General features: G+C 72.9%; 16 protein-coding genes and 1 pseudogene. 7 read left to right on the top strand and 10 right to left on the bottom strand.

Features of this window, described 5'->3' with window-relative positions:
• Positions 1–11: 11 nt before the first annotated feature.
• Positions 12–902, bottom strand: coding sequence for an NAD(P)-dependent oxidoreductase (locus tag M8I34_RS18025; protein ID WP_250050453.1), 891 nt, complete (start codon positions 900–902; stop codon positions 12–14).
• A gap of 243 nt (positions 903–1,145) precedes the next feature.
• Positions 1,146–1,640, bottom strand: coding sequence for a DUF3145 domain-containing protein (locus M8I34_RS18020; protein WP_250050452.1), 495 nt, complete (start codon positions 1,638–1,640; stop codon positions 1,146–1,148).
• A gap of 322 nt (positions 1,641–1,962) precedes the next feature.
• Here M8I34_RS18020 and M8I34_RS18015 point away from each other — a divergent pair, with 322 nt between their 5' ends.
• From M8I34_RS18015 to M8I34_RS18005, 3 genes are all read left to right on the top strand, one after another.
• Positions 1,963–2,853: a GDSL-type esterase/lipase family protein gene (locus M8I34_RS18015; RefSeq protein ID WP_250050451.1), complete on the top strand. Its 891-nt coding sequence runs from the start codon at positions 1,963–1,965 to the stop codon at positions 2,851–2,853.
• Between the two features lie 57 nt (positions 2,854–2,910).
• Positions 2,911–3,954 carry an aldose epimerase family protein gene (locus M8I34_RS18010; RefSeq protein WP_250050450.1) on the top strand — a complete coding sequence of 348 codons (1,044 nt, stop codon included), beginning with the start codon at positions 2,911–2,913 and terminating at the stop codon, positions 3,952–3,954.
• Positions 3,955–4,092: 138 nt separating this feature from the next.
• On the top strand, positions 4,093–4,791 hold the full coding sequence (locus M8I34_RS18005; protein WP_250050449.1) for a DUF4097 family beta strand repeat-containing protein: 699 nt from the start codon (positions 4,093–4,095) through the stop codon (positions 4,789–4,791).
• A 164-nt stretch (positions 4,792–4,955) separates the two neighbouring features.
• Here the strand turns inward: M8I34_RS18005 and M8I34_RS18000 are convergent, their stop codons facing one another.
• Positions 4,956–7,550, bottom strand: a complete 2,595-nt coding sequence (locus M8I34_RS18000; RefSeq protein ID WP_250050448.1) for a beta-glucosidase — start codon at positions 7,548–7,550, stop codon at positions 4,956–4,958.
• A 141-nt stretch (positions 7,551–7,691) separates the two neighbouring features.
• Between M8I34_RS18000 and M8I34_RS17995 the strand changes: the two genes are divergently transcribed.
• Positions 7,692–8,393: a TetR/AcrR family transcriptional regulator gene (locus tag M8I34_RS17995; RefSeq protein WP_250050447.1), complete on the top strand. Its 702-nt coding sequence runs from the start codon at positions 7,692–7,694 to the stop codon at positions 8,391–8,393.
• A gap of 48 nt (positions 8,394–8,441) precedes the next feature.
• Here M8I34_RS17995 and M8I34_RS17990 read toward each other — a convergent pair whose 3' ends face one another.
• Positions 8,442–9,347 carry a hypothetical protein gene (locus M8I34_RS17990; RefSeq protein ID WP_250050446.1) on the bottom strand — a complete coding sequence of 302 codons (906 nt, stop codon included), beginning with the start codon at positions 9,345–9,347 and terminating at the stop codon, positions 8,442–8,444.
• Between the two features lie 162 nt (positions 9,348–9,509).
• Between M8I34_RS17990 and M8I34_RS17985 the strand changes: the two genes are divergently transcribed.
• Together M8I34_RS17985 and M8I34_RS17980 are read left to right on the top strand one after the other, a co-directional pair.
• The gene (locus M8I34_RS17985) at positions 9,510–10,802 is read left to right on the top strand and encodes a pyroglutamyl peptidase (RefSeq protein WP_250050445.1); all 1,293 of its coding nucleotides are present in this window, start codon (positions 9,510–9,512) and stop codon (positions 10,800–10,802) included.
• A 181-nt stretch (positions 10,803–10,983) separates the two neighbouring features.
• Positions 10,984–12,486 (top strand): nitrilase-related carbon-nitrogen hydrolase, encoded by a 1,503-nt coding sequence (locus M8I34_RS17980; RefSeq protein WP_250050444.1) that lies wholly within the window; start codon positions 10,984–10,986, stop codon positions 12,484–12,486.
• Positions 12,487–12,558: 72 nt separating this feature from the next.
• On the opposite strand, the gene M8I34_RS17975 is transcribed toward M8I34_RS17980, so the two are convergent.
• The 6 genes and pseudogenes from M8I34_RS17975 to M8I34_RS17945 form a co-directional block, all read right to left on the bottom strand.
• A complete protein-coding gene (locus M8I34_RS17975) occupies positions 12,559–13,485 on the bottom strand; it encodes a ribokinase (RefSeq protein ID WP_250050443.1) in 927 nt (308 codons plus the stop codon).
• Between the two features lie 59 nt (positions 13,486–13,544).
• Positions 13,545–15,508, bottom strand: a pseudogene (locus M8I34_RS41635) (substrate-binding domain-containing protein).
• Positions 15,498–17,099, bottom strand: a complete 1,602-nt coding sequence (locus M8I34_RS17960) for a sugar ABC transporter ATP-binding protein (protein WP_250050441.1) — start codon at positions 17,097–17,099, stop codon at positions 15,498–15,500. The pseudogene M8I34_RS41635 and the gene M8I34_RS17960 overlap by 11 nt, the downstream one beginning before the upstream one ends.
• Positions 17,100–17,230: 131 nt before the next feature.
• Positions 17,231–18,232 carry a LacI family DNA-binding transcriptional regulator gene (locus M8I34_RS17955; protein ID WP_250050440.1) on the bottom strand — a complete coding sequence of 334 codons (1,002 nt, stop codon included), beginning with the start codon at positions 18,230–18,232 and terminating at the stop codon, positions 17,231–17,233.
• Positions 18,233–18,546: 314 nt separating this feature from the next.
• Positions 18,547–18,975 (bottom strand): organic hydroperoxide resistance protein, encoded by a 429-nt coding sequence (locus tag M8I34_RS17950; RefSeq protein WP_030984674.1) that lies wholly within the window; start codon positions 18,973–18,975, stop codon positions 18,547–18,549.
• 182 nt (positions 18,976–19,157) lie between these two features.
• On the bottom strand, positions 19,158–20,177 hold the full coding sequence (locus M8I34_RS17945) for an NADP-dependent oxidoreductase (RefSeq protein WP_030984672.1): 1,020 nt from the start codon (positions 20,175–20,177) through the stop codon (positions 19,158–19,160).
• An 87-nt stretch (positions 20,178–20,264) separates the two neighbouring features.
• Here M8I34_RS17945 and M8I34_RS17940 point away from each other — a divergent pair, with 87 nt between their 5' ends.
• Positions 20,265–20,696 carry a MarR family winged helix-turn-helix transcriptional regulator gene (locus M8I34_RS17940; RefSeq protein WP_030081341.1) on the top strand — a complete coding sequence of 144 codons (432 nt, stop codon included), beginning with the start codon at positions 20,265–20,267 and terminating at the stop codon, positions 20,694–20,696.
• Positions 20,697–20,707 lie beyond the last annotated feature (11 nt).

Genomic DNA, 20,707 nt, shown 5'->3' with positions numbered 1-20,707 from the left:
CTGTGCATGTCTCAGCCGTCGAAGCTGGCGAAGTACGCGGCGGCGGCGTCCTCTTGGCCGTGGCCCTGCTGCTCGGCCCGGCGGAGGCGTTCCGCGGCAGCCGTCGCCAGATCCATCCGCACTCCGGTGTCCCGGGCGGCCTCCAGGATGAGCCGGGCGTCCTTGCGGGCCGCGGACACCGTGAAGCTCGCGGGGTAGTTCTCGGCCAGGATCAGCTCGGATTTCAGCCGGAGATACGGCATGTCGAGCGCCCCGCCGGCGACCGCGTCGAGGAAGTCACGGGGGTCCACACCGAGCGCACGGGCGAGCGCCACGGACTCACCCGTACCGCTGATGACCGTCAGCACCCAGTTGTTGACGACGAGCTTGAGACGGCTCGCCGCTCCGCTCGCAGCGTCCTCACCGACCCACAGGGTCCGGCTCCCGACGCAGTCGAAAACCCGCCCGGCGCGCTCCCGTACGTCCTGCGGGCCGGCCGCCAGGACCGTCAAGTCCCCCTTCTCCGCGGGCGCCTTGGTGCCGAGCACGGGGGCGTCCACGAACCGCAGGTGGTGCGCGTCGGCGAACCGGGCGAGCGACGGCAGCGCTTCGGTGCCCACCGTGCTCGTCTGGAGCCACAGGGCGCCGGCCGGCAGCGCGGCGGCGGCCTGCCCGACGGCCTGGAGGACGGCATCGCCGTCGAGCAGCATCGTGAGGACCACATCGGCGCCGTCCACCGCCTCGGCGGGCGTGCCGGTGACGCGGATCCCGTCGGCGGCCAGCGGCTCGGCCTTGGCGCGCGTGCGGTTCCAGGCACGGACGTCGTGGCCCGCCCCGGCGAGGTTGCGGGCCATCGCCGCACCCATGATTCCGGTGCCGAGCACCGCCACGGAAAGGGCGTCGGAAGAGTTGTTGTCGGCCATGACGGCACGCTAGGCGGTGGAGCGGACTCCAGGGCGACCACTGCCGCGTGTCGCGACCCAGGGGGGCTAGGGCCTGTCTTCAAAGTCCCGCCTGCCTCGCGGCGTCTGGCACGCACGCTCGCCGCGTTGTCGGGATCATCCCGGTACACCCAGTACCGGGACGACCCTCCGCCTTGCGATCGCACGCACCAGACGCCGCGAGGCCCGCCCTACGGGCGAACGACGGGACTTTGAAGACAGGCCCTAGACGACCTGGTGGAGCCAGCGGACGGGGGCGCCCTCGCCCGCGTACCGGAACGGTTCCAGTTCGTCGTCCCAGGGCTTGCCGAGGAGCTTGTCGACCTCGGCGGCCAGCTCGGTCTCGCCGCGCGCCGAGCGGGCGGCCGCGGCGCGCAGCCGGTCCTCGGGGATGAGGATGTCGCCGTGGATGCCCGTGACGGCGTGGAAGATGCCCAGTTCGGGGGTGGCGCTGTAGCGCTCGCCCTCGGCGGTGGAGCAGGGTTCCGCGGTCACTTCGAAGCGCAGCAGATGCCAGCCGCGCAGCGCGGAGGCCAGCTTGGAGGCCGTGCCGGCCTCCCCCTGCCAGGAGAACTCGGCTCTCCAGGTGCCCGGGGACGCCGGCTGGCGGATCCAGTCGAGATTGACGCGCACACCGAGGACGCCCGCGACGGCCCATTCGACATGCGGGCACAGCGCGCGCGGAGCGGAGTGGACGTACAGAACTCCACGTGTCGTCACCGGGACCTCCAGTGCGGTTCGAGGTTCGCCTTCCCCAGCGGCCTCGTGCCCGTTCCGGTTGCGGCCGGGACAGTTGTCATTCTGCCCCAGTGGTCACTTCGGCACCAGCATGCTGGTGACCTACAGTAAACACCATTGGGCGGAATTTGCCGCAAAAGGGACAGGAAATGACGTGATGTAATTTGTCTGTGCCGACTGCACCGGCCACATTGGGTCACCGCCCGGCAGGCACGGGGCAAAGCTACCGCGCGGTGCCGGTCGAGGGGGTGACGTACCGTCGGTACCCGAAGAGATATCACTCGCACGCCGGAGGGGACAGGGGATGGCGCGGATCGATCGGCCCTTTCGCCCCCGGCACCGCCGTTTCGGCCTCCGATCCTCACGCACCGTCGCCGTCGCGTCCGCGCTGGTGATCGCCCTCACCTCCTGTAGCTCCGGCGGCGACCCTGGCAAGCGGCACGCCGAGCCGGCGCCCGTCTGGCGCACCGCCCCCCGCTCGATCGCGGCACTCGGCGACTCGATCACCGTCGGCTTCGACGCCTGTACGTTGCTCTCCGACTGCCCCCAGGTCTCCTGGGCCACCGGCACCGATCCCAGGGTCGACAGCCTCACCCGACGGCTGGTCAAACACCCCGCCACGCACAGCTGGAACCTCGCCAGGACCGGTGCGCTGATGAGCGATCTGCCGGACCAGTTCACCAAGGCCGTCGGCCACCGGCCCGAGCTGGTCACGGTCCTCATCGGCGCCAACGACGCCTGCCGGCGCGATGTCGCGGCGATGACCCCGAAGGCCGCCTTCCAGGCCGACTTCGCGCGGTCCATGAAGTATCTGCGGCGCGCGCTGCCGCACACCCAGGTGTATGTCGCGGCGGTCCCTGATCTGCTGCGGCTGTGGTCCGAGGGGCGCAAGAACCCGCTCGGCAAACAGGTGTGGAAGCTGGGCATCTGCGGGTCCATGCTGCGCGATCCGGACGATCTGACGAAGACGGCGCAGGACCGACGGGCGGCGGTGCAGGAGCAGGTGAGGGCCTACAACTCGGCGCTGGCGGAGGTGTGCGGCAAGGACCCGCTGTGCCGCTTCGACCAGTCGGTCTTCGACTACCGCTTCACGGGGCGCCAGTTGAGCACCTGGGACTGGTTCCACCCGGGAGCCAACGGTCAGAAGCAGCTGGCGGCAATGGCGTTCCGCACGATCACCCGGGCACGGCCGTAGCGCCTGTGCGCGCTCCCCGGGCACCGGCCGCCGGGCCGCGGGCATAGGCTCACGCGCATGAGGACGCAGGTCGGCAGGGAACCCTTCGGCACGCTGGACGACGGCACCCGCGTCGACCGCTGGACCCTGGAGTCGGGCCCCGCAGGGCTACGGGTCCGCATCCTCACCTACGGCGGGATCGTCCAGACGGTGGAGGCGCCGGACCGGGACGGGGTGTGGGGGCAGCTGGCGCTGGGCTTCGCCGACCTCGCGTCGTATGCCGCGCACGGCGGGTCGCACTTCGGTGCGCTGGTCGGGCGGTACGCGAACCGGATCGCCGGGGCGTCCTTCGTCCTCGACGGCAGGACCCGCGCGCTGACGCCGAACAACGGGCGCCACAGTCTGCACGGCGGGCCGGGCGGCTTCTCCCGGGTGGTGTGGGACGCCCGGGAGGTCGACGGCGGTGTGCAGCTGCACCGGGTCAGCCCGGACGGCGAGGAGGGCTTCCCCGGCGCGCTGGACGTGCGCGTGACGTACACCCTCTCCCCCGGCGCGCTGCGTATCGTCTCGCGCGCGACGACCGACGCGCCGACCGTCGTCAACCTCACCAACCACACGTACCTCAATCTGGGCGGGGACGGCAGCGGCAGCGCCACCGGTCATGAGCTGCGGCTGGCGGCCTCCCGGTACACGCCGGTCGACGGCACCGGCATTCCGGTGCCCGGCGCGCCCGCCGACGTCACCGGCACCCGCTTCGACTTCCGGGCGGCGCGCGCGGTGACAGGCGCCTACGACCACAACTTCGCGCTGGACGGCGGGGTGTGCGAGGCGCCGCGCACGGTCGCGGAGCTGTACGACCCGCGCTCGGGCCGCGCTCTGGAGCTGGCCACCACCGAGCCCGGACTCCAGCTCTACACCGCAGATCACCTCGACGGCACCCTGACCGGTACGTCGGGCGTCCCTTACGGCCCGGCGGCCGGTCTCGCCCTGGAGACCCAGCACTTCCCGGACTCCCCGAACCGCCCGGACTTCCCCAGCACGGTGCTGCGGCCCGGCGAGAGCTATCGCTCGGAGACGGTGTACGCGTTCTCGGTGCGGCCAGGGGGTGCGGGGACCCCCTGAGTGCGGGGCACCCCTAAGGGCGGGGCCGCACAAGGTCATACTGTGCGGCGACGACGCGGGGCGGCGGAGAAGGAACGATGAGCAGTGACCGGATATCCGGTCTCCGTGTCCGTTGCCTGCTCCGGGAGACCTCTCACCATGGCCCGCCTCCGCGTTCCCCATCTCGTGCTGTCCTGTGCGGCGTTGACCGTGCTGACGACCGGCTGCTCGCTGTCGGGTTACGGCCCGACGAAGGACGCGGAGCGCACGTACACCGTGCGCGGCACGGTCACCGCGCTGTGGGCGACGACACACGGCGGGGACATCGAGGTCGTACCGGTCGACGCCGGCGGGTCGGTCAAGGTGACGGAGAGGTACGTGTACAACGACCAGAAGCCGAATCCCGAACACGGCGTCAAGGACGGCCGGCTGACGCTCAAGGCCGAGGAGTGCGGCATGGGGCGCAAGTGCGAGGTGAACTACCGGGTCCTGCTGCCGCGCAACGCCTCGGTCGACCTGCACACCAGCGGCGGGGACATCACCGTCCACGGCGCCGCGGGCGGGATCGCCGCGGAGACCAGCGGCGGCGACATCACCGTCGCGGACTCCACGGCCCGCACGGCGAAGGCGAAGACCAGCGGCGGAGATGTAGACCTCGCGCTGTCCGCGGCGCCCGACGAGGTGTCGGGCCGGACCAGCGGAGGCGATGTCACCATCCGCCTCCCGAAGGGCTCCTATGCGGTGAACGCCACGACCAGCGGCGGCACCCGCAAGGTCTCCGTCCCGACGGACGGAAACTCCGCGCACAAGGTAACGGCCCGGACGAGCGGCGGTGATGTGTCGGTGGTGACCTCATGAGGGAGCGCGGGGGATGCCGGGGGCTCGGGGGACGCAGGGAGCGCGGGGAACGCAAGGGACGCAGGGGGCTCTCCTGGGGAGGAGCGCCCCCGTCTCCGGCCTTGGCCGCGTCTCCGGCCTCGACCCCGGCCCCGCGCCCGGCCCCGTCGCCGGACCCGGCCCCGTCAGCCGACCGTGACCTCGGCCGTCAGCCTGCGGTCGTCGACGCTGTGCGCCGCCTCGACGAGGTAGACACCCTTGACCCGGCGCCAGCCGCCCTCCTCCGCCACCCCGACGTCCCCCGCTCCTCCGCCGCCGGCGCCCTCGTCCCAGACCGCGAAGGCCCGGTCCGGCAGCGGGATCTCGGCCTCCGCGCTCTCACCGGGACCGGCCTCGACGACGGCGAAGCCGGCCAGCCAGCGGGCCGGGCGCTCCGGAGCGTCAGGGGCGGCGTCCGCGGTGGGCGCCAGATAGATCTGGACGACCTCGCGGCCGGTCCGGTCGCCCGTGTTGCGCACCCGCACCCGCACCGAGTCGGGGGTGGTGTCCAGCGACTCGTACTCCCAGTCGGTGTAGCCGAGTCCGTGGCCGAAGGGGTACGCGGGCGCGGGCGCGGACCGCTGCCAGCCGCGGTAGCCGATGTGCACCCCTTCGGAGTACGTGAGTCGGCCGTCCGCCGGGGTGACGGCGGTGACCGGGGCGTCGCCGAGGCGGGCCGGCCAGGTGGTGGGGAGCCGGCCGCCCGGCTCGTGGGCGCCGAGCAGGACGTCGGCCAGCGCCGCGCCGGCCTCCTGGCCGGGGAACCAGCTCAGCAGCACGGCAGGCACCTGCTCGCGCCACGGAAGCTCCACCGGGGAGCCGGAGTTGACGACGACGACGGTGTGCGGGTTGGCGGCGGCGACCCGGGTGACCAGCTCGTCCTGGCGGCCGGGCAGCCGCAGATCGCGGCGGTCGAAGCCCTCGGACTCGACCTCGTCGGTGGTGGCGACGACCACGACCGCGACATCGGCCGCAGCCGCGGCGCGGACGGCCTCGACGATCTCCGCGTCGTCATCGAGCTGCGGTGCGCTGTGGCCGAGGGCGAAGTTCAGCCCGTCCAGGCCCTCGCCGAGGTCCGGGCCGCCGGGCACGAACCGCAGGGTGACCCCGACGCTCTCGCCCGCCGTCAGCTCCGCCGTCAGCCGCCGCTCGACGGGGTGCATGAACGCCTCGAACGGGTCGTTGCCGTCCGGCGCGCAGCGGTCGTCGAAGAGGACCGCACCGCCGACGGTCAGCCGCAGCGCGCCGGTGCCGGAGACGGCGAGGGTGTGGCGGCCGGTGCTGCGCGGGGTGAAGCCGCCGGTCAGCTCGACGGAGCCCAGGTTCTGCCGGGTGACGCCCGCGGGGAGACGGCCCATTACCCGCACCTGGCCGTCGAACTGGGGAATCTCGGCGAGCAGTTGGCCGTCGGCGGCCAGATAGCGGGCACGCAGCGTGAAGCCTTCGCGGGCGTACGGGACCCGGGTGCGCGGCTCCGCGCCGAGCGCGAAGGTGACCTCGACGTCATCGGGGAGCGCGGCGCGCAGCCCCTCCAGCGGGGAGACCACCGCGTCCGGGAAGACCGTTGCCGAACCTCCGCCGAGCACCCGGGCGTCACCGGCGGCCGCCCCGATGACGGCGACCCTGCGGACGGCCGAGGCGTCGACCGGCAGCGCCCGCCGCGCCGCGCCCACCGGCTCGTTGCGCAGCAGGACGCACCCCCGCCGGGCGATCTCGCGGGCCACCGCCCGGCCGTCGATCCCCTGCGGCACCCCGTCCGGGCCGACCGCGGCCGGCACCCCTTCCAGGCATCCGGTACGGGCGGCGAGCAGCAGCACCCGGCGCACCGCGTCGTCCACCTCCGACTCGGCCACCTCACCCGCACGGACGGCCTCGGCGAGCGGCGCCCCGTAGACCGTACGGGGCCCCGGCATCGCCACGTCCAGGCCGCCGCGCAGGGCGCGCACGGTGTCGCGGGCGGCCGTCCAGTCGGAGACGTTGACGCCGTCGAAGCCCCACTCGCCGCGGAGGACGTCCTGCACGAGCGCGCGGTGTTCGGTCATCGTCGCGCCGTTGACCTGGTTGTAGGCGGTCATGACGCCCCAGGGGCGGGCGTGTTCGACGATGTGCTCGAAGGGTGCGAGATAGAGCTCGCGCAGCGGGCGCGGGGCGATGCGGTTGTCGACCGTGAACCGGTCGGTCTCGGCGTCATTGCCGACGAAGTGCTTGACCGTCGTACCCACACCGCCTTCCTGCACACCGCGCACATACCCGGCGCCGATCACGCCGGTGAGCAGCGGGTCTTCCGCATAACACTCGAAGTGGCGGCCGCCCAGTGGTGAGCGGTGGAGATTGACCGTCGGCGCGAGGAGCACGTGCACGCCCTTGCGGCGGGCTTCCTGGGCGAGGAGGTGGCCGGCCCGGCGGGCGAGCCCGGGGTCCCAGGTGGCGGCCAGCGCGGTGGGGCTGGGCAGGGCGACCGAGGGGTCCTCGGCGTTCCACTCCTGGCCCCGTACACCGACCGGACCGTCCGACATCACCAGCGACCGCAGCCCGATCGCGGGCACGGCCGGCAGGGTCCACATGTCCTGGCCGGACAGCAGTCCGGCCTTGGTGTCGAGGTCGAGCGCGGCGAGCGCCCGCTCCACCGCTGCGGTGTGGTCCTGCGCGCGGCCACGGGCAGGGCGGCCGGCGTCGGCATCGGCGGGATGAGTAGGACCACCAGTGGGATCAGTGGGATCGTGGGGCTGGGCGTCGGTCATGCGGCTCTCCGGTGCTTCCTCAGTGGACGGGCAGGCCCCCTGTCCCGGATTCTTGCCGCCCCACCTCCCGGTCGGTAGGTGTCGTTACTTTTCCGTTACACCAGTCGTACGGGATCTCCACGCGAGAGTTACGCTCGGCCGGTGACTGCACACGACCAGGACGGACCCCGCCGCGGTGGGGCGGGCACCCGGCAGGGCGGTGGCGGGCGGGAGGCCCAGCGCGCGGAGCGGCGCGAGGCCCTCCTGGAGGCCGCCATGGAGCTCATCGCCGAACGCGGCTACCGCCGTACCTCGCTCGCCGCCGTCTCCGAGCGCGCCGGACTGACCCAGCAGGGGCTGCTGCACCACTTCCCGACGAAGGAACTGCTGCTGGTCGGCGTGCTGGAGGCACGCGACCGCTGGGACCTGGCCTCGGCCGCCGCGGCGTCCGACACCTTGCGCACCGACGCCCTCGCCCAGCTCGTCGACTACAACGCCACCCGCCCCGGCATCGTCCGGACCTACACGGTGCTGTCCGCCGACAGCGTCACCGAGGACCACCCCGCCCGTGCCTTCTTCGAATCCCGTTTCCGCACCGTACGGGCGTCGATGGCCGAGGTGCTGCGGGCCGAGTACGGCGACACCCTGCCCGGCGGCCTGACCCCGGAGCGGGCGGCGCCGCTGCTGACCGCCGTGATGGACGGGCTGCAACTGCAATGGCTGCTGGACCCGGACGAGGTGGACATGCCGGCGGCGTTCCGGGACTTCCTGGCGCTGCTCGGACGCGGGGAGGCCGACGGCGACGGGTCCGGCGGCGACGGATCCGGCGGCGACGGATCCGGCGAGGATTCGGCCGGGGGCTGACCCCATAGCCGTATGCCCTGTGCCGCGGTGTCCCGTGCCGCTCTGCCCCTAGCGGGCGGGGGCGAGACAGGAAACCGTCATCTTGTCCGGGCTGTATTCGAGGTCGGCGAGCAGCTCACCGTCGGCGCACTCGTCCTTGGGGGCGTCGAGCCTGCGGGTCACCTTGTACTCCGCGTCGGCCGAACCGCAGTCCACGACCTCCAGGTCCTGGTCCTTCCAGTCGCCTTCGTTGCGTACGCAGTCACCGACGGCGAGGGTGGGCACCTTCCCGATACCGGCCCCCTGGACGAACGCGCCGAGTACGAACAAGGTCGGGATCGCCAGCACCACGAGGGCCATCGGCACCAGGAACAGCAGCGCCTCCGGCCGGCGCAGCAGTGACTTGCCCGGGTCGAGCGAGGGTCCGAAGCCGCCTACGGGGGCGGCCAGTTTGCGGAAGCGGCTGCGGGGACCGAGGTTCATCAGCAGGGTGAGCGGGGTGATGGCCACGGACAGCGGGCTCCACCAGCCCTGCCACAGCGTCTTCGCGGACATCTCGCGGTAGGTGGCCAGCCCGCAGGAGCGGCAGAACATGCCGCGGCGGCTGAGGAACCGCATCAGGAAGAGGAGGCCCTGATGCCCGCGCACGGTGGCCTGCACGGCGGGCTGAGCACCGCAGAGCCGGCACCCCGGGGCGGCGGCGTACGCCTGCGGGTGCTGCTGCGGGTGCGCGTGCGGGTGCTGCTGGGCGTACGGGTACGGGGCCTGGGCCGGGTGTCCCGGCTGCGGGGCGTACGGGCCGGCAGGCTGGTGCGGGTAGGCACCCGGCGGCTGGTGCGGAGCGGCACCGGCGGGCTGTTGCGCGTAGGGCCCCGCGGGCGGTTGCGGGTAGGGGCCCGCGGGCTGCTGCGGGTAGGACCCCGCGGGCGGTTGCGCGTGCGGGTACGGGCCGTGTGGTGGTGGCGGGGTGGCCACAGAGATCCCCCTGAGTCTCGTGGATATCGCCGGACGCGGTGGCGTACCGGGGCGGACTGAACCAGGAACCCTATCCGCGGCCGGACGGCGGGTGCGGTTCAGGGCGCCGGGCAAAGGCCAGGACCCCTACCGCCCCGCGGCGCGCACCGCTTTACTCGCCCCATGAGACGCATACGTACCAGGATCGGCGCGCTGGGTGTCGCGCTGCTGGCCACCGTCCCGCTGTCCCTGACGGCGCCGGCCGCCGCGGCCGCCCCGGCGGATGTCACGGTGGAGGAGGGCCGGCTGTCGCAGGCCGCGCCGCAGGAGATCCTGCGGCGCAGTGGATTCGACGCGGCGGAGCGGGAGTTCGGGCGCGGGCTGGCGCGGGTGACCACGTACGAGCAGGCCCGGCGCTATGTCGCGGACGAGGGTCGGGCGCTGTGGCGGCGGGCCGTGGACCGGGCGCAGGGGCGCGGGCCCGACGGCGGCGACCTGAGCCGGGACGACGACCGGCCGCTGTACTGGGCCCGGCTGGGGATGACGAAGCAACTACGGCAGTGGCAGCCGGACTTCGGACTGACCGAGTCCGCGCGCCGCACCCTGCTCGGGTCGCTGGAGCGGGGTGCGCGCGGCCAGAACTCCGTCGAACTGCCCGCCGGCAAGCACATCCTGCGGATCGTGGTGACCGGGTTCGACCCGTTCCAGCTGGACGCCGACGCGCGGCGCAGCAACCCGTCGGGGGCCGCGGCGCTCGCCCTGGACGGGACGACGGTGCGCACCGCCTCGGGGCAGCAGGCCCGGATCGAGACCGCGGTCTTCCCCGTACGGTGGGCCGACTTCGCCGACGGCACCGTGGAGCGCACGCTACTGCCGCACTTCCGGAGCGGGCCGCGGCAGGCCGACCTGTTCACGACGGTCAGCCAGGGGCGGCCGGGCCGGTTCGACGTCGAGCGGACCAACGGGGCCTGGCGGGGCGGCTATCCGGACAACGCGCGGGACTCCCGTACGGAGACCGTGCCGATCCCGGCGGGGGTGCCGACCGTACGGCCGCAGCCGCAGTGGACGACCACCAGCCTGCCGTACGCGCGGATCGTGGCGGCCGGGACCGGGCCGTTCCCGGTGGCCGACCACACCGAGGTCACCGAGATCCCGGCGGGCGGCACCGGACCGGTCGTACGGCCGGACGGCCCGACGCCGGGCTCCACGGCCCGTGCCGGGGGCGGCGGGGACTATCTGTCCAACGAGATCGCCTACCGGGCGACCCTGCTGAGGGACGCGGTGCGCCCGGGGCTCCCTGGCGGGCATCTGCACACCCCCGTGCTGGAGTTCGGCCCCGGCAACACGGACCCGGCGAACGGGCAGGTCACCGATCCGGTCTTCGTGCAGAACCGGGTCGCGATCACCGGGCAGGTACGGGCGATCGTGACGGTGGCGGCGTCGCAGACCGCGGCGGCACGGGGCGCACGGGGGTAGCCGGACGTCCCGGAGGCGGGGGGCGGGACGGCGCGGGCGCGGGCGGGCGGGCGCGGCGAAATGCTGCCCCGGGGCCCGGCCCGCCCGGCCCCCGCCCCGTCCCGTCCTCGTAGCCGCCCCCGTCCGCTCCGTTCCATCCCGCCCCGTGCCGCCCCGTGCCGCCCCCCGGCATCATGGGCGAATGATCATTGCCGCCGCACAATTCACCCCCGTACCGGGCGACATCGAGGCCAACGCCGCACGGATGGCCACGCTCCTCACCGAGGCCGCCGAGCGCGGCGCGGGCCTGGTGCTCTTCTCCGAACTCGCGCTGACGCACTACGACCGGCACCTGATAGCCGCCGACCCGGCGGGCCTGACGGTCACGGAGGACGATGCCCGGCTGGCTCCCCTACGGGAGGCGTGCCGGGCGACCGGGGTCGCGGCGGTCGTGAACGCGGCGGGTCGGACCGGCGGTGACGGGGACCGTCCGGCGATCTCCTCGTTCGTCCTCGGACCGGACGGCACGCTGCTCACCCGTTACGACAAGATCCATCTGTTCGAGGGCGAGGGAGAGGGCGAAGGAGCGAGCGAAGGGGAGAGCGAGAGCGCGCTCTTCGCGCCGGGCACCGCCGACGGCCGCTTCACCCTGGGCGGCATCCGGTTCGCCCTCGCCACCTGCTTCGACAACAGCTTCCCCGAGGTGCCGGCGCGGGCCGCGGCGGACGGCTGCCGGGTGTATCTCGCCAGTTCCTTCCACGACTCGGCACAGCGGGTGGCGCAGTACGGGCAACTGGCGCGCGAGCACGGGCTGCACGTACTGCTCGCCAACGGCACGGGGACCGGGCACTCCGGTCCGGGGTGCGGCCTCAGCGGCGTCTGGCTGCCGTCCGGCGAGCGGGTGGCGGCGGCCGCCGAGTGGACTGGGCCGGTGCCGGGTGACGGCGCGGAGCTGGTGCTGAGCGATGTCCGCGACCTGATCACGCTGATGGCCGACCCGGCGGTGGCCGCGATCCCCGTCCAGGAGTGCGGTGAGCCGCTGGTGGATGTGCGGACCGCGGCACCCGAGCTGCTGGTGGCCGACCTCCGGGACGACGAGCGGGGCGCCTACGCGCAGCTGCGCGAGGGGGTGCTGAAGCGGCTGCTGGCGGCGCAGCGGGCCCTGCCGGACGGGCTGCGGCTGAAGGTCGTCGAGGGCTACCGGCCACTGGAGCTGCAACGCCGCTACTTCGAGGGGTACGTGGACGAACTGCGGGCCCTGCACCCCGACCGGGATGCCGGGCGTCTCCATCAGGCCGCCAGCCGCTATGTGTCGCCGCCCGGGATCGCCCCGCACAGCGCCGGAGGCGCGGTGGACCTCACCCTCGTCACCACGGCGGGCGAGGATGTCGACATGGGGACACCGATCAATGCCAGTCCGGAGGAGAGCAACGGCGCCTGCTACACAGGTGCCCCGGATCTGAGTCCCGCCGCCCGCACCCACCGGCGGGTGCTGAACGCCGCCCTGCACTCCGCCGGGCTGGTCAACTACCCGACCGAGTGGTGGCACTGGTCCTACGGCGACCGCTACTGGGCCCTGACGACCGGCGCGGACCATGCGCTGTACGGGCCGAAGGAGTGGGACGGGCCGACGGAGGGGGACGGGCCGACGGAGGGGGACGGGCCGAAGGAGGGAGACGGGCCGACGGAGGGGGACGGGCGGTGACGTGCCGCCGCGCACCCGGCCCTCGTACCGCTCGGCGGTGCGCGGGCCCGTGCGCGGCGAACACGCCGGGGCTCAGCCCTGCGGCAGCTCGGGCGCCAGTGCCTCCAGTTCCGCCCGGGTCGGATAGGACGGCTGGGCGCCCGGCTTGGTGACGGCGGCAGCGCCCACCCGTACGGCGAAGCGCGCCGCCTCGGGCAGTGCGTCGCCGCGGGCCAGGCGGGTGGCGAGGGCGCCGGTGAAGGCGTCGCCGGCGCCGGTGGTGTCCACGGCCTTGACCCGTACGCCCGGGACCTCCGCGGCCCCCGAGGCGTCCAGGACCAGCGCACCGTCGCCGCCGAGGGTGACCACGACGGAGCGAGCGCCCCTCTCGCGCAGCGCCTGCGCCCACTCGGCGGGCGTGCCGTCGGCGAGCCCGGAGAGCTGCCGCGCCTCGTGCTCGTTGACGACCAACGGGTCGGCGACCGCGAGGAGTTCGGGGGCCAGCGCGGCCGCCTCGGGCGTCGGGGAGGGGTTGAGGACGACGCGGGTGCCGGCCTGCTCGGCGGCCGTGGCGGCGGCCCGTACGGATTCCATGGGGATCTCCAGCTGGAGGGAGACCACCGCGGCGGCGGCGATGGTGTCCTTCGCGGCGGCCACGTCCTGCGGGGTGAGGGCGGCGTTGGCGCCGGGCGAGACCACGATGCTGTTGTCGCCGTCCGGGTCGACGATGATCATTGCGGTGCCGGTACGGGCCGCGTCGTCCACGATCACCGGCGAGACATCGGTGCCCGCGTCGTGCTGGGCGCGCAGCAGCAGTTCGCCGTACGCGTCGCCGCCGACCCGCGCCAGCAGCGCGGTGCGCCCGCCGATCCGGGCCGCGGCGGCCGCCTGGTTGGCCCCCTTGCCGCCGGCCGACTCGACCAGGTCCGTACCGGTGACGGTCTCGCCCGCGCCGGGCCGCCGCTCGACCCGAACCGTCAGATCCGCGTTGGCCGAGCCGACCACCAGGACGTCATACATGCACCGCTCTCCCACTTCACTCACCTGTCGTTGCCGTGCGGCCCGCCGGGGCCGCGCTCTCAGCCGTCGAACTTCGCGGCGTTCTTCGCCGTCACCAGCACCACCGGCACCCTGACCGACTGCGGCAGCTTCTCACCACGGGAGGCCTTCAGCGCCCAGTCCACCGCCTGCTTGCCGAGGAGTTCCGGCTGCTGGGCGACGGTGGCGGTCAGCGTGCCGCCCCGCACCGCCTTGACGCCGTCCGGGGTGCCGTCGAACGCCACCACCTTCACGTCCTTGCCGGAGCGGCCGCCCAGCGCCTTGGACGCGCCCAGCGCCATCTCGTCGTTGGCCGCGAACACCCCGCCGATGCCGCGGTGTGCCTGGAGCATGTTGGTCATCACGTCCATGCCCTTGGTGCGGTCGAAGTCGGCGGGCTGCCGGGCGACGACCTCGATGCCGGGGTACTTCTTGATGCCTTCCTCGAAGCCCTTGCCGCGCTCGCGGGCGGCGGAGGTGCCGGCCTGCCCCTCCAGGAAGGCCACCTTGCCCTTGCCGCCGAGCGATTCGGCCAGCGTCTTCGCGGCGAGCCGGCCGCCCGCGACATTGTCGGAGGCGATGGTCGAGCCGACCTTGCCGCCGTTGACCCCGCGGTCGATGGAGATGACCGGCACCTTCGCCCGGTTGGCGACGCCGACGGCCGGTACGGCGGCGTCGGAGTCGACCGGGTTGATGATGGCCGCCTTGACGTTCTGGCTGGTGAACGTCTCCATCTGGTTGATCTGCTGGGTGGGGTCGTTCTGGGCGTCGGTGATGTTGAGGTGCAGACCGCGGGCGTCCGCCTCGGCCTGGGCGCCCTTCTTGATGCCGACGAAGAACGGGTTGTTCATCGTGGACAGCGCGAGCCCCAGGTCGGTGTTGCCGCCGCGGTCGCAGCCGGCCAGCCCCAGGGCGACGGTCGCGGCCAGCCCGGCCGCCAGCGACGCCTTGATCCGGGCGTTCCCCCGGGCGTTCCTCGGGACGTTCGTACGGGCCTTCATCGCGCGCTCCGGCGGCGCAGCGTGTCCAGGAGCACCGCCAGCGCGATCACCAGTCCGGTGGCCACCTGCTGCCAGAACGCCGAGACGCTCAGCAGGTTGAGGCCGTTGCGCAGGACGGCGAGGATCAGCGCGCCGATGAGGGTGCCGGAGGCCTTGCCGGAGCCGCCGGAGAGGCTGGCCCCGCCGATGACGACGGCGGCGATGGCGTCCAGCTCGTAGCCGGTGGCGGCCTGCGGCTGCGCGGAGGTGAGCCGGGCGGCGAGCACGATGCCGGCGACCGCGGCGAACACGCCGGACAGCGCGTAGATGGCGAGCTTGCGGCGCTTGACGTTGATGCCGGAGAGCCGGGCCGCCTCCTCGTTGCCGCCGATCGCGAACATCGCCCGGCCGGAGTACGTACGGGCCAGGATCAGCGCGGCGATCAGCCCCATCGCGATCATGACGAGGACGGGCACCGGCAGCCAGCCGCCGAGGGTGTCACCGAGCGCCCCGACCGAGGTGGGGAAGGGGATCGGGGAGCCGCCGGAGATGACCAGGGCCAGACCGCGGCCGATCGAGAGCATCGCCAGCGTGGCGATGAAGGCGGGCAGCTTGCCGTAGGAGACCAGGGCGCCGGAGACCAGACCGGCCGCCGCGCCGGTGGCCAGGCCGAGCAGCACCGCCATCCAGACGGGCAGGCCCTCCCCGGTGGCCGCCCAGGCGACGACGGTGGCGGAGAGCGCGGCGACCGAGCCGACCGACAGATCGATACCGGCCGAGACGATCACGAAGGTGACGCCGAAGGCGAGGATCGCGGTGACCGACGCCTGGACACCGACATTGAGGAGGTTCTGGCCGTTGAGGAAGTCCCTGGACAGCACCGCCATCACCACGACCAGGGCGATCAGTCCGCCGAGCGGGCCGTTTCTGAGGACCGCCCGGGAGAACCACGCTCCCGCGCCGTCCCGGTCCGGTGCCCGTCCCACCGCCTCGGCGGCGGCTCCTGTCTTCACCTCAGTGGACATCGGAGCCCTCCATCGCGCTCTTGTCGTGGTGCTTCGTGCTCGTGCTCGTGCTCGTGCCGTGCGGGGACTGGAGCGCCAGCTCCATCACGGCGTCCTGGGTGGCCTGTTCGGCCGACAGCTCACCGGCCAGCCGGCCCTGCGACATCACCAGCACCCGGTCGCTCATACCGAGCACCTCGGGCAGATCGCTGGAGATCATCAGCACCGCGCGGCCGGACGCCGTCAGATCGTTGATGAGCTGGTAGATCTCGACCTTGGCGCCGACGTCGATGCCGCGCGTCGGCTCGTCGAGGATCAGCAGCCTGGTGTCCGCCAGCAGCCACTTGCCGATGACGATCTTCTGCTGGTTGCCGCCGGAGAGGGTGCGGGCACTCTGTCCCAGGCCGCTCATCCGGACCTTCAACTGCTCGGCGACGGTGGCCGCTTCGCGCCGCTGCGCGCCCCGGTCCACCAGCCCGCCGCGGGTGTCGCGGTCGAGCCGGGCGAGGGTGAGGTTGTCCTGGAGCGAGGCGTCCAGGACCAGGCCCTGGCCCTTGCGGTCCTCCGGTACGAGGCCGAGCCCGGCGCGCATGGCGGCGCGGACATCGCCGCGGGCCAGTTCCTTGCCGTCGATCTCGACCGTACCGGCGTCATAGCGGTCCACGCCGAAGATCGCCCGGACCACCTCGGTGCGGCCCGCGCCCACCAGCCCGGCGAGACCCACGACTTCACCGGCCCGGACCTCGAAGTCGATGCCCTCGAAGACCGGTCCGGCCACCGAGCCGTTGCGCGTCAGACCGCGGACGCGCAGCAGGGGCGCGCCCGGCGTCCCGGGGCGCTGCCTCGGGTACTGCTCGGCGATGTCGCGGCCCACCATGAGGCGGATCAGTTCGTCCTCGTCCGTCGAGGCCGGTACCTCCTCGACGGACCGGCCGTCGCGCAGGACGGTGACCCGGTCGCCGAGCGCGCCGATCTCGTCCAGGTGGTGGGTGATGAAGATGATGCCGACGCCGGTGTCCCGCAGCTCGCGGACGATCCCGAAGAGGGTCTCGACCTCCTCGGAGGTCAGGACCGCGGTCGGCTCGTCCATGATCAGGACGCGTGCTTCCAGGCTGAGCGCCTTGGCGATCTCGACCATCTGGAGGCGGGCGATGCCCAGTTCGGCGACCGGGGTGTTCGGGGAGACGTCGAGGCGTACGCGCCGCAGCAGTTCGGCGGCCCGTGCCCGCATCGTCTTCCGGTCGACCAGGCCGAGCGCGGTGCGCGGCTGGCGGCCCAGGAAGATGTTCTCGGCGACGGTCAGCCCGGGGACGAGGTTGAACTCCTGGTAGATGGTGGCGATGCCGTGCCGTTCGGCGTCCTGCGCCGAGCGGATGGTGACCTCGTCGCCGTCCACGAGGATGCGGCCCTCGTCGGGGCGGTGGGCGCCGGAGAGCATCTTGATGAGGGTGCTCTTGCCCGCGCCGTTCTCGCCGAGCAGGACATGCACCTCACCGGTGCGCAGGGTCAGGTCCACGCCGTCCAGCGCGCGGACGCCCGGGAACGACTTCGTCACCCCCTCGACGCGCAGCAGTTCGCGGCCGCCCGGTACGTCGTCGTTGACGCCGGTCATGCGCTGCCCCTCTCTTCCTCGGATGACTCGTGTGGTGACTGACTCGGGTGGCCTGTGAAGGCCGGCTCGGGTGGCCCGCCCGGCCGGGGGAGCCGGACCGGAGTGCCGGTCCGGGCGCCGGGCGGGCCTGCTCAGGGGGTGGGCAGCTCGCCGCAGGAGCGGCGGGCGACCAGCCGGGCCGGCAGCAGCACCGAGGCGGCGGGCCGGCCCTCGATCCGCTCCAGCAGGGTGTGTACGGCGGCCCGGCCCAGTTCGCGGGTGGGCTGGGCGATGGCGGTCAGCGGCGGGTCGGTGTGGGTGAACCACGGCACGTCGTCGTAGACCACCAGCGCCACATCGTCGGGAACCCGCAGCCCGCGGGCGCGGAGTTCGTCCATCGCGCCCAGCGCCATCAGGTTGTCGGTGGCCAGCACCGCGTCCGGCGGCTCGGCGAGGTCGAGGAAGTCGCTCATCACCTGCCGGCCCCCGGTGTGCTGGAGGTCGGGGGTGGCGCCGACCCGCTCGTCGGGCAGGGTGAGGCCGTATCCGGCCAGCGCCGTACGGAAGAGGGCGAGGCGCTCGTCGCCGGTCGGGGTGCCGGCCGGGGCGACGATGATCGCGGGCCGGCTGCGGCCGTGGGCGGCGAGGTGGGCGGCGAGCTCGGTGAGCGCGGTGCGGCCGTCGGCGCGTACGCAGGGGGCGTCGATACCGGGCACGGTGCGGTCCAGCAGCACCAGCGGGGTGCCGGAGGCGACGACCTCGCGGAGCATCGCCGAGCCGGTGCCGGCCGAGCTGACCAGCAGACCGTCGATCCGGCGGTCGAGCAGGGTGCGGATGTAGTCGTCCTGCTGTGCGGGGCGCTCGCCGGCATTGCCGATGACCAAGCTGTAGCCGAGGCTGCGGGCCTCGTCCTCGACGGCGTCGGCCAGCTCGGTGAAGAAGGGGTTGGTGAGGTCGCTGATGATCAGGCCGAGGGCACCGGTCCGGGCGGTGCGCAGCGCGCGGGCGACGTTGTTGGGTCGGTAGCCCAGCTCCTGTACGGCGGCGAGCACCCGCTCGCGGGTCTCCGCGACCGGGCTGTGGCCGTTGAGGACGCGGGAGACCGTGGCGACGGAGACTCCCGCCCGCTCTGCCACATCTTTGATGTTCGCCATGGCGCCGTTGCCATTCTGTCCGTGCGCGCGCTCACCGTGCGGGAGAGCGGGTGCGCATGATCAACATGTAATCGATTTCTTGAGCATTTCGTGGGGGCTACGAAATCGATTACACGGTGGGTGCGTCAAGATACGGCGAAGGTGGCCTGCGTCACATCGGGGTAGCTGGGTGGGTGCGGGCGTGCGGGGGCCGGGTGCGGGGGCCGCACCGGGGGCCGGGTGCGGGGGCCGCACCCACCTCCACAGACACGCCAAGGGCCGCACCCCGTCGCGGGATGCGGCCCCTGTGTGCGTGCCGGTGGTGCAGCCGTGCGTCAGGCGACGGTCAGCTTGACCTCGATGTTGCCGCGGGTCGCGTGGGAGTACGGGCACACCTGGTGCGCCTTCTCCACGAGGTCCTTGGCGGTCGCCGCGTCGACGTTGGGGATCGCCGCGGAGATCTCGACCGTGAGGCCGAAGCCACCGTCCGGGGTCTTGCCGATGCCGACCTGGGCGGTCACCCGGGAGCCGGAGACATCGGCGTTCTCCCGGCGGGCGACGACGCTGAGCGCGCCCTGGAAGCAGGCGCTGTAACCGGCCGCGAAGAGCTGCTCGGGGTTGGTGCCGGCGCCACTGCCGCCCTGCTCCTTGGGCGGGTTGACGATCACGTCGAGCTTGCCGTCATCGCTGGCGACGCGGCCGTCACGGCCGTTCTCAGCGGTGGCGACGGCCGTGTAGACGACGTCGACGGTCTGGATGGACATACCAAATCCTCCTGTGGTTCGCCGCGACTCGCGCCCACGGATCGCGACGGCTTGCCGCTGAGCCTAACGGTCGGGCGCAAGGCCCCGTCGGGGAGTCACACACCCTCCCCGCCAGGGCCTGCAGCAGCCGCCAGGGTCACCGTCAGACCGCCAAGCCCCGCGCCAGGCAGCCAAAGCCCCCGTCAGTCCGTGAGGCTCACGATCATCTTTCCGGTGTTCTCACCGCGCAGCAGGCCCAGGAACGCCTCGACGCCGTTCTCGATGCCGGCCACCTTGGTCTCGCTGTACTTCAGCTCGCCGGAGCGGATCCAGGCGGAGACCTCCTCGACGAACTGCGGCTGAAGTGCGGCGTGGTCGCTGACCAGCAGGCCCTGGAGGCGCAGCCGCTTGCCGATCACCATCGCGAGGTTGCGCGGAGCGGGGCTCGGCTCCGTCGCGTTGTACATCGAGATCATGCCGCAAATGGCGGCACGGCCATGGACGTTGAGGGAGCTGATGGCCGCTTCGAGGTGGTCGCCGCCGACGTTGTCGAAGTAGACGTCGATGCCCTCCGGCGCGGCCTCCTTGAGCTGCTTGGCGACATCGCCGTTCTTGTAGTTGAAGGCGGCGTCGAAGCCGTACTCCTCGACGAGGAGCTTGACCTTGTCGTCGGAGCCGGCCGAGCCGATGACCCGGGAGGCGCCCTTGAGCTTGGCGATCTGGCCGACCTCGCTGCCCACCGCACCGGCCGCGCCGGACACGAAGACGGCGTCGCCCTCCTTGAAGGACGCCACCTCCAGCAGACCCGCATACGCGGTCAGGCCCGGCATGCCCAGCACACCGAGGTAGGCGGTGAGCGGAGCCAGCGACGGGTCCACCTTGGCGGCACGCTTGGCGTCCAGCACCGCGTACTCACGCCAGCCGAGGCCGTGCAGGACATGGTCGCCGACGGCGATGGAGTCATCGCGCGAGGCGATGACCTCGCCGACCGCGCCGCCGTCCATCGGCTGGTCGAGCTGGAAGGGCGGGACGTAGGACTTCACGTCGTTCATCCGGCCGCGCATGTACGGGTCGACGGAGAAGTGCTGCGTACGGACGAGGATCTGACCCTCGCCGACCTCGGGCACCGCGGCCTCGCGCAGCGCGAAGTCCTCCGGGGTGGGCCAGCCGTGGGGGCGGGCGACGAGGTGCCATTCGCGGCCGGTCGTGGGCAGTGCGGACATAACGCGATCCTCCTAAAGCTTCAGGTACTGAAACAACCATGCCCCTCGATATTTCATGTTGTCAAGTAAATGGGTATCCTCGTATGCATGACCCCCCGCGCAGACTCCTTGACCGTCGAGGTCGTCGAGCTCATCGGCACCGTCGTCGCCCGCTACTACGAGGAGTACGAGCACGCCGCGGCCGAGCACTCCCTCACCGGCGCCCAGGCCAGGGTCCTCAGCCTGCTCTCCGCCGAGCCGCTGCCCATGCGCAAGGTCGCCGAGCGCCTGAAGTGCGAGCCGTCGAACATCACCGGCATCGTGGACCGCCTGGAGACCCGCGGCCTGGTCGAGCGCCGCCCCGATCCGGCCGACCGCCGCGTCAAGCTCGCCGCCCCGACCGACGAGGGCGCGCGCACGGCCGAGGCGCTGCGTACGTCACTCCACTTCGCGCGCGAACCCCTCGGCCGGCTGACGGTCGCCGAACGGACGCTGCTGAAGGAGCTGCTGCAACGGATGCTGGGCGTCGCGCCCGAGTGAACCGGGCGCGG

It is taken from the genome of Streptomyces sp. MCA2, assembly GCF_023544705.1.
In the GTDB taxonomy this organism is placed as follows: Bacteria; Actinomycetota; Actinomycetes; order Streptomycetales; family Streptomycetaceae; genus Streptomyces; species Streptomyces decoyicus.
Note: the sequence above shows the minus strand (reverse complement) of the source record. Positions and strands in the feature narration are given on the sequence as shown.

What these genes read in the sequence shown, in the direction of transcription:
- M8I34_RS18025 (WP_250050453.1), bottom strand. Translation starts at nt 902, where the DNA reads ATGGCCGACAACAACTCTTCCGACGCCCTTTCCGTGGCGGTGCTCGGC.
- M8I34_RS18015 (WP_250050451.1), top strand. Translation starts at nt 1,963, where the DNA reads ATGGCGCGGATCGATCGGCCCTTTCGCCCCCGGCACCGCCGTTTCGGC.
- M8I34_RS18010 (WP_250050450.1), top strand. Translation starts at nt 2,911, where the DNA reads ATGAGGACGCAGGTCGGCAGGGAACCCTTCGGCACGCTGGACGACGGC.
- M8I34_RS18005 (WP_250050449.1), top strand. Translation starts at nt 4,093, where the DNA reads ATGGCCCGCCTCCGCGTTCCCCATCTCGTGCTGTCCTGTGCGGCGTTG.
- M8I34_RS18000 (WP_250050448.1), bottom strand. Translation starts at nt 7,550, where the DNA reads ATGACCGACGCCCAGCCCCACGATCCCACTGATCCCACTGGTGGTCCT.
- M8I34_RS17985 (WP_250050445.1), top strand. Translation starts at nt 9,510, where the DNA reads ATGAGACGCATACGTACCAGGATCGGCGCGCTGGGTGTCGCGCTGCTG.
- M8I34_RS17980 (WP_250050444.1), top strand. Translation starts at nt 10,984, where the DNA reads ATGATCATTGCCGCCGCACAATTCACCCCCGTACCGGGCGACATCGAG.
- M8I34_RS17975 (WP_250050443.1), bottom strand. Translation starts at nt 13,485, where the DNA reads ATGTATGACGTCCTGGTGGTCGGCTCGGCCAACGCGGATCTGACGGTT.
- M8I34_RS17960 (WP_250050441.1), bottom strand. Translation starts at nt 17,099, where the DNA reads ATGACCGGCGTCAACGACGACGTACCGGGCGGCCGCGAACTGCTGCGC.
- M8I34_RS17955 (WP_250050440.1), bottom strand. Translation starts at nt 18,232, where the DNA reads ATGGCGAACATCAAAGATGTGGCAGAGCGGGCGGGAGTCTCCGTCGCC.
- M8I34_RS17950 (WP_030984674.1), bottom strand. Translation starts at nt 18,975, where the DNA reads ATGTCCATCCAGACCGTCGACGTCGTCTACACGGCCGTCGCCACCGCT.
- M8I34_RS17945 (WP_030984672.1), bottom strand. Translation starts at nt 20,177, where the DNA reads ATGTCCGCACTGCCCACGACCGGCCGCGAATGGCACCTCGTCGCCCGC.
- M8I34_RS17940 (WP_030081341.1), top strand. Translation starts at nt 20,265, where the DNA reads ATGACCCCCCGCGCAGACTCCTTGACCGTCGAGGTCGTCGAGCTCATC.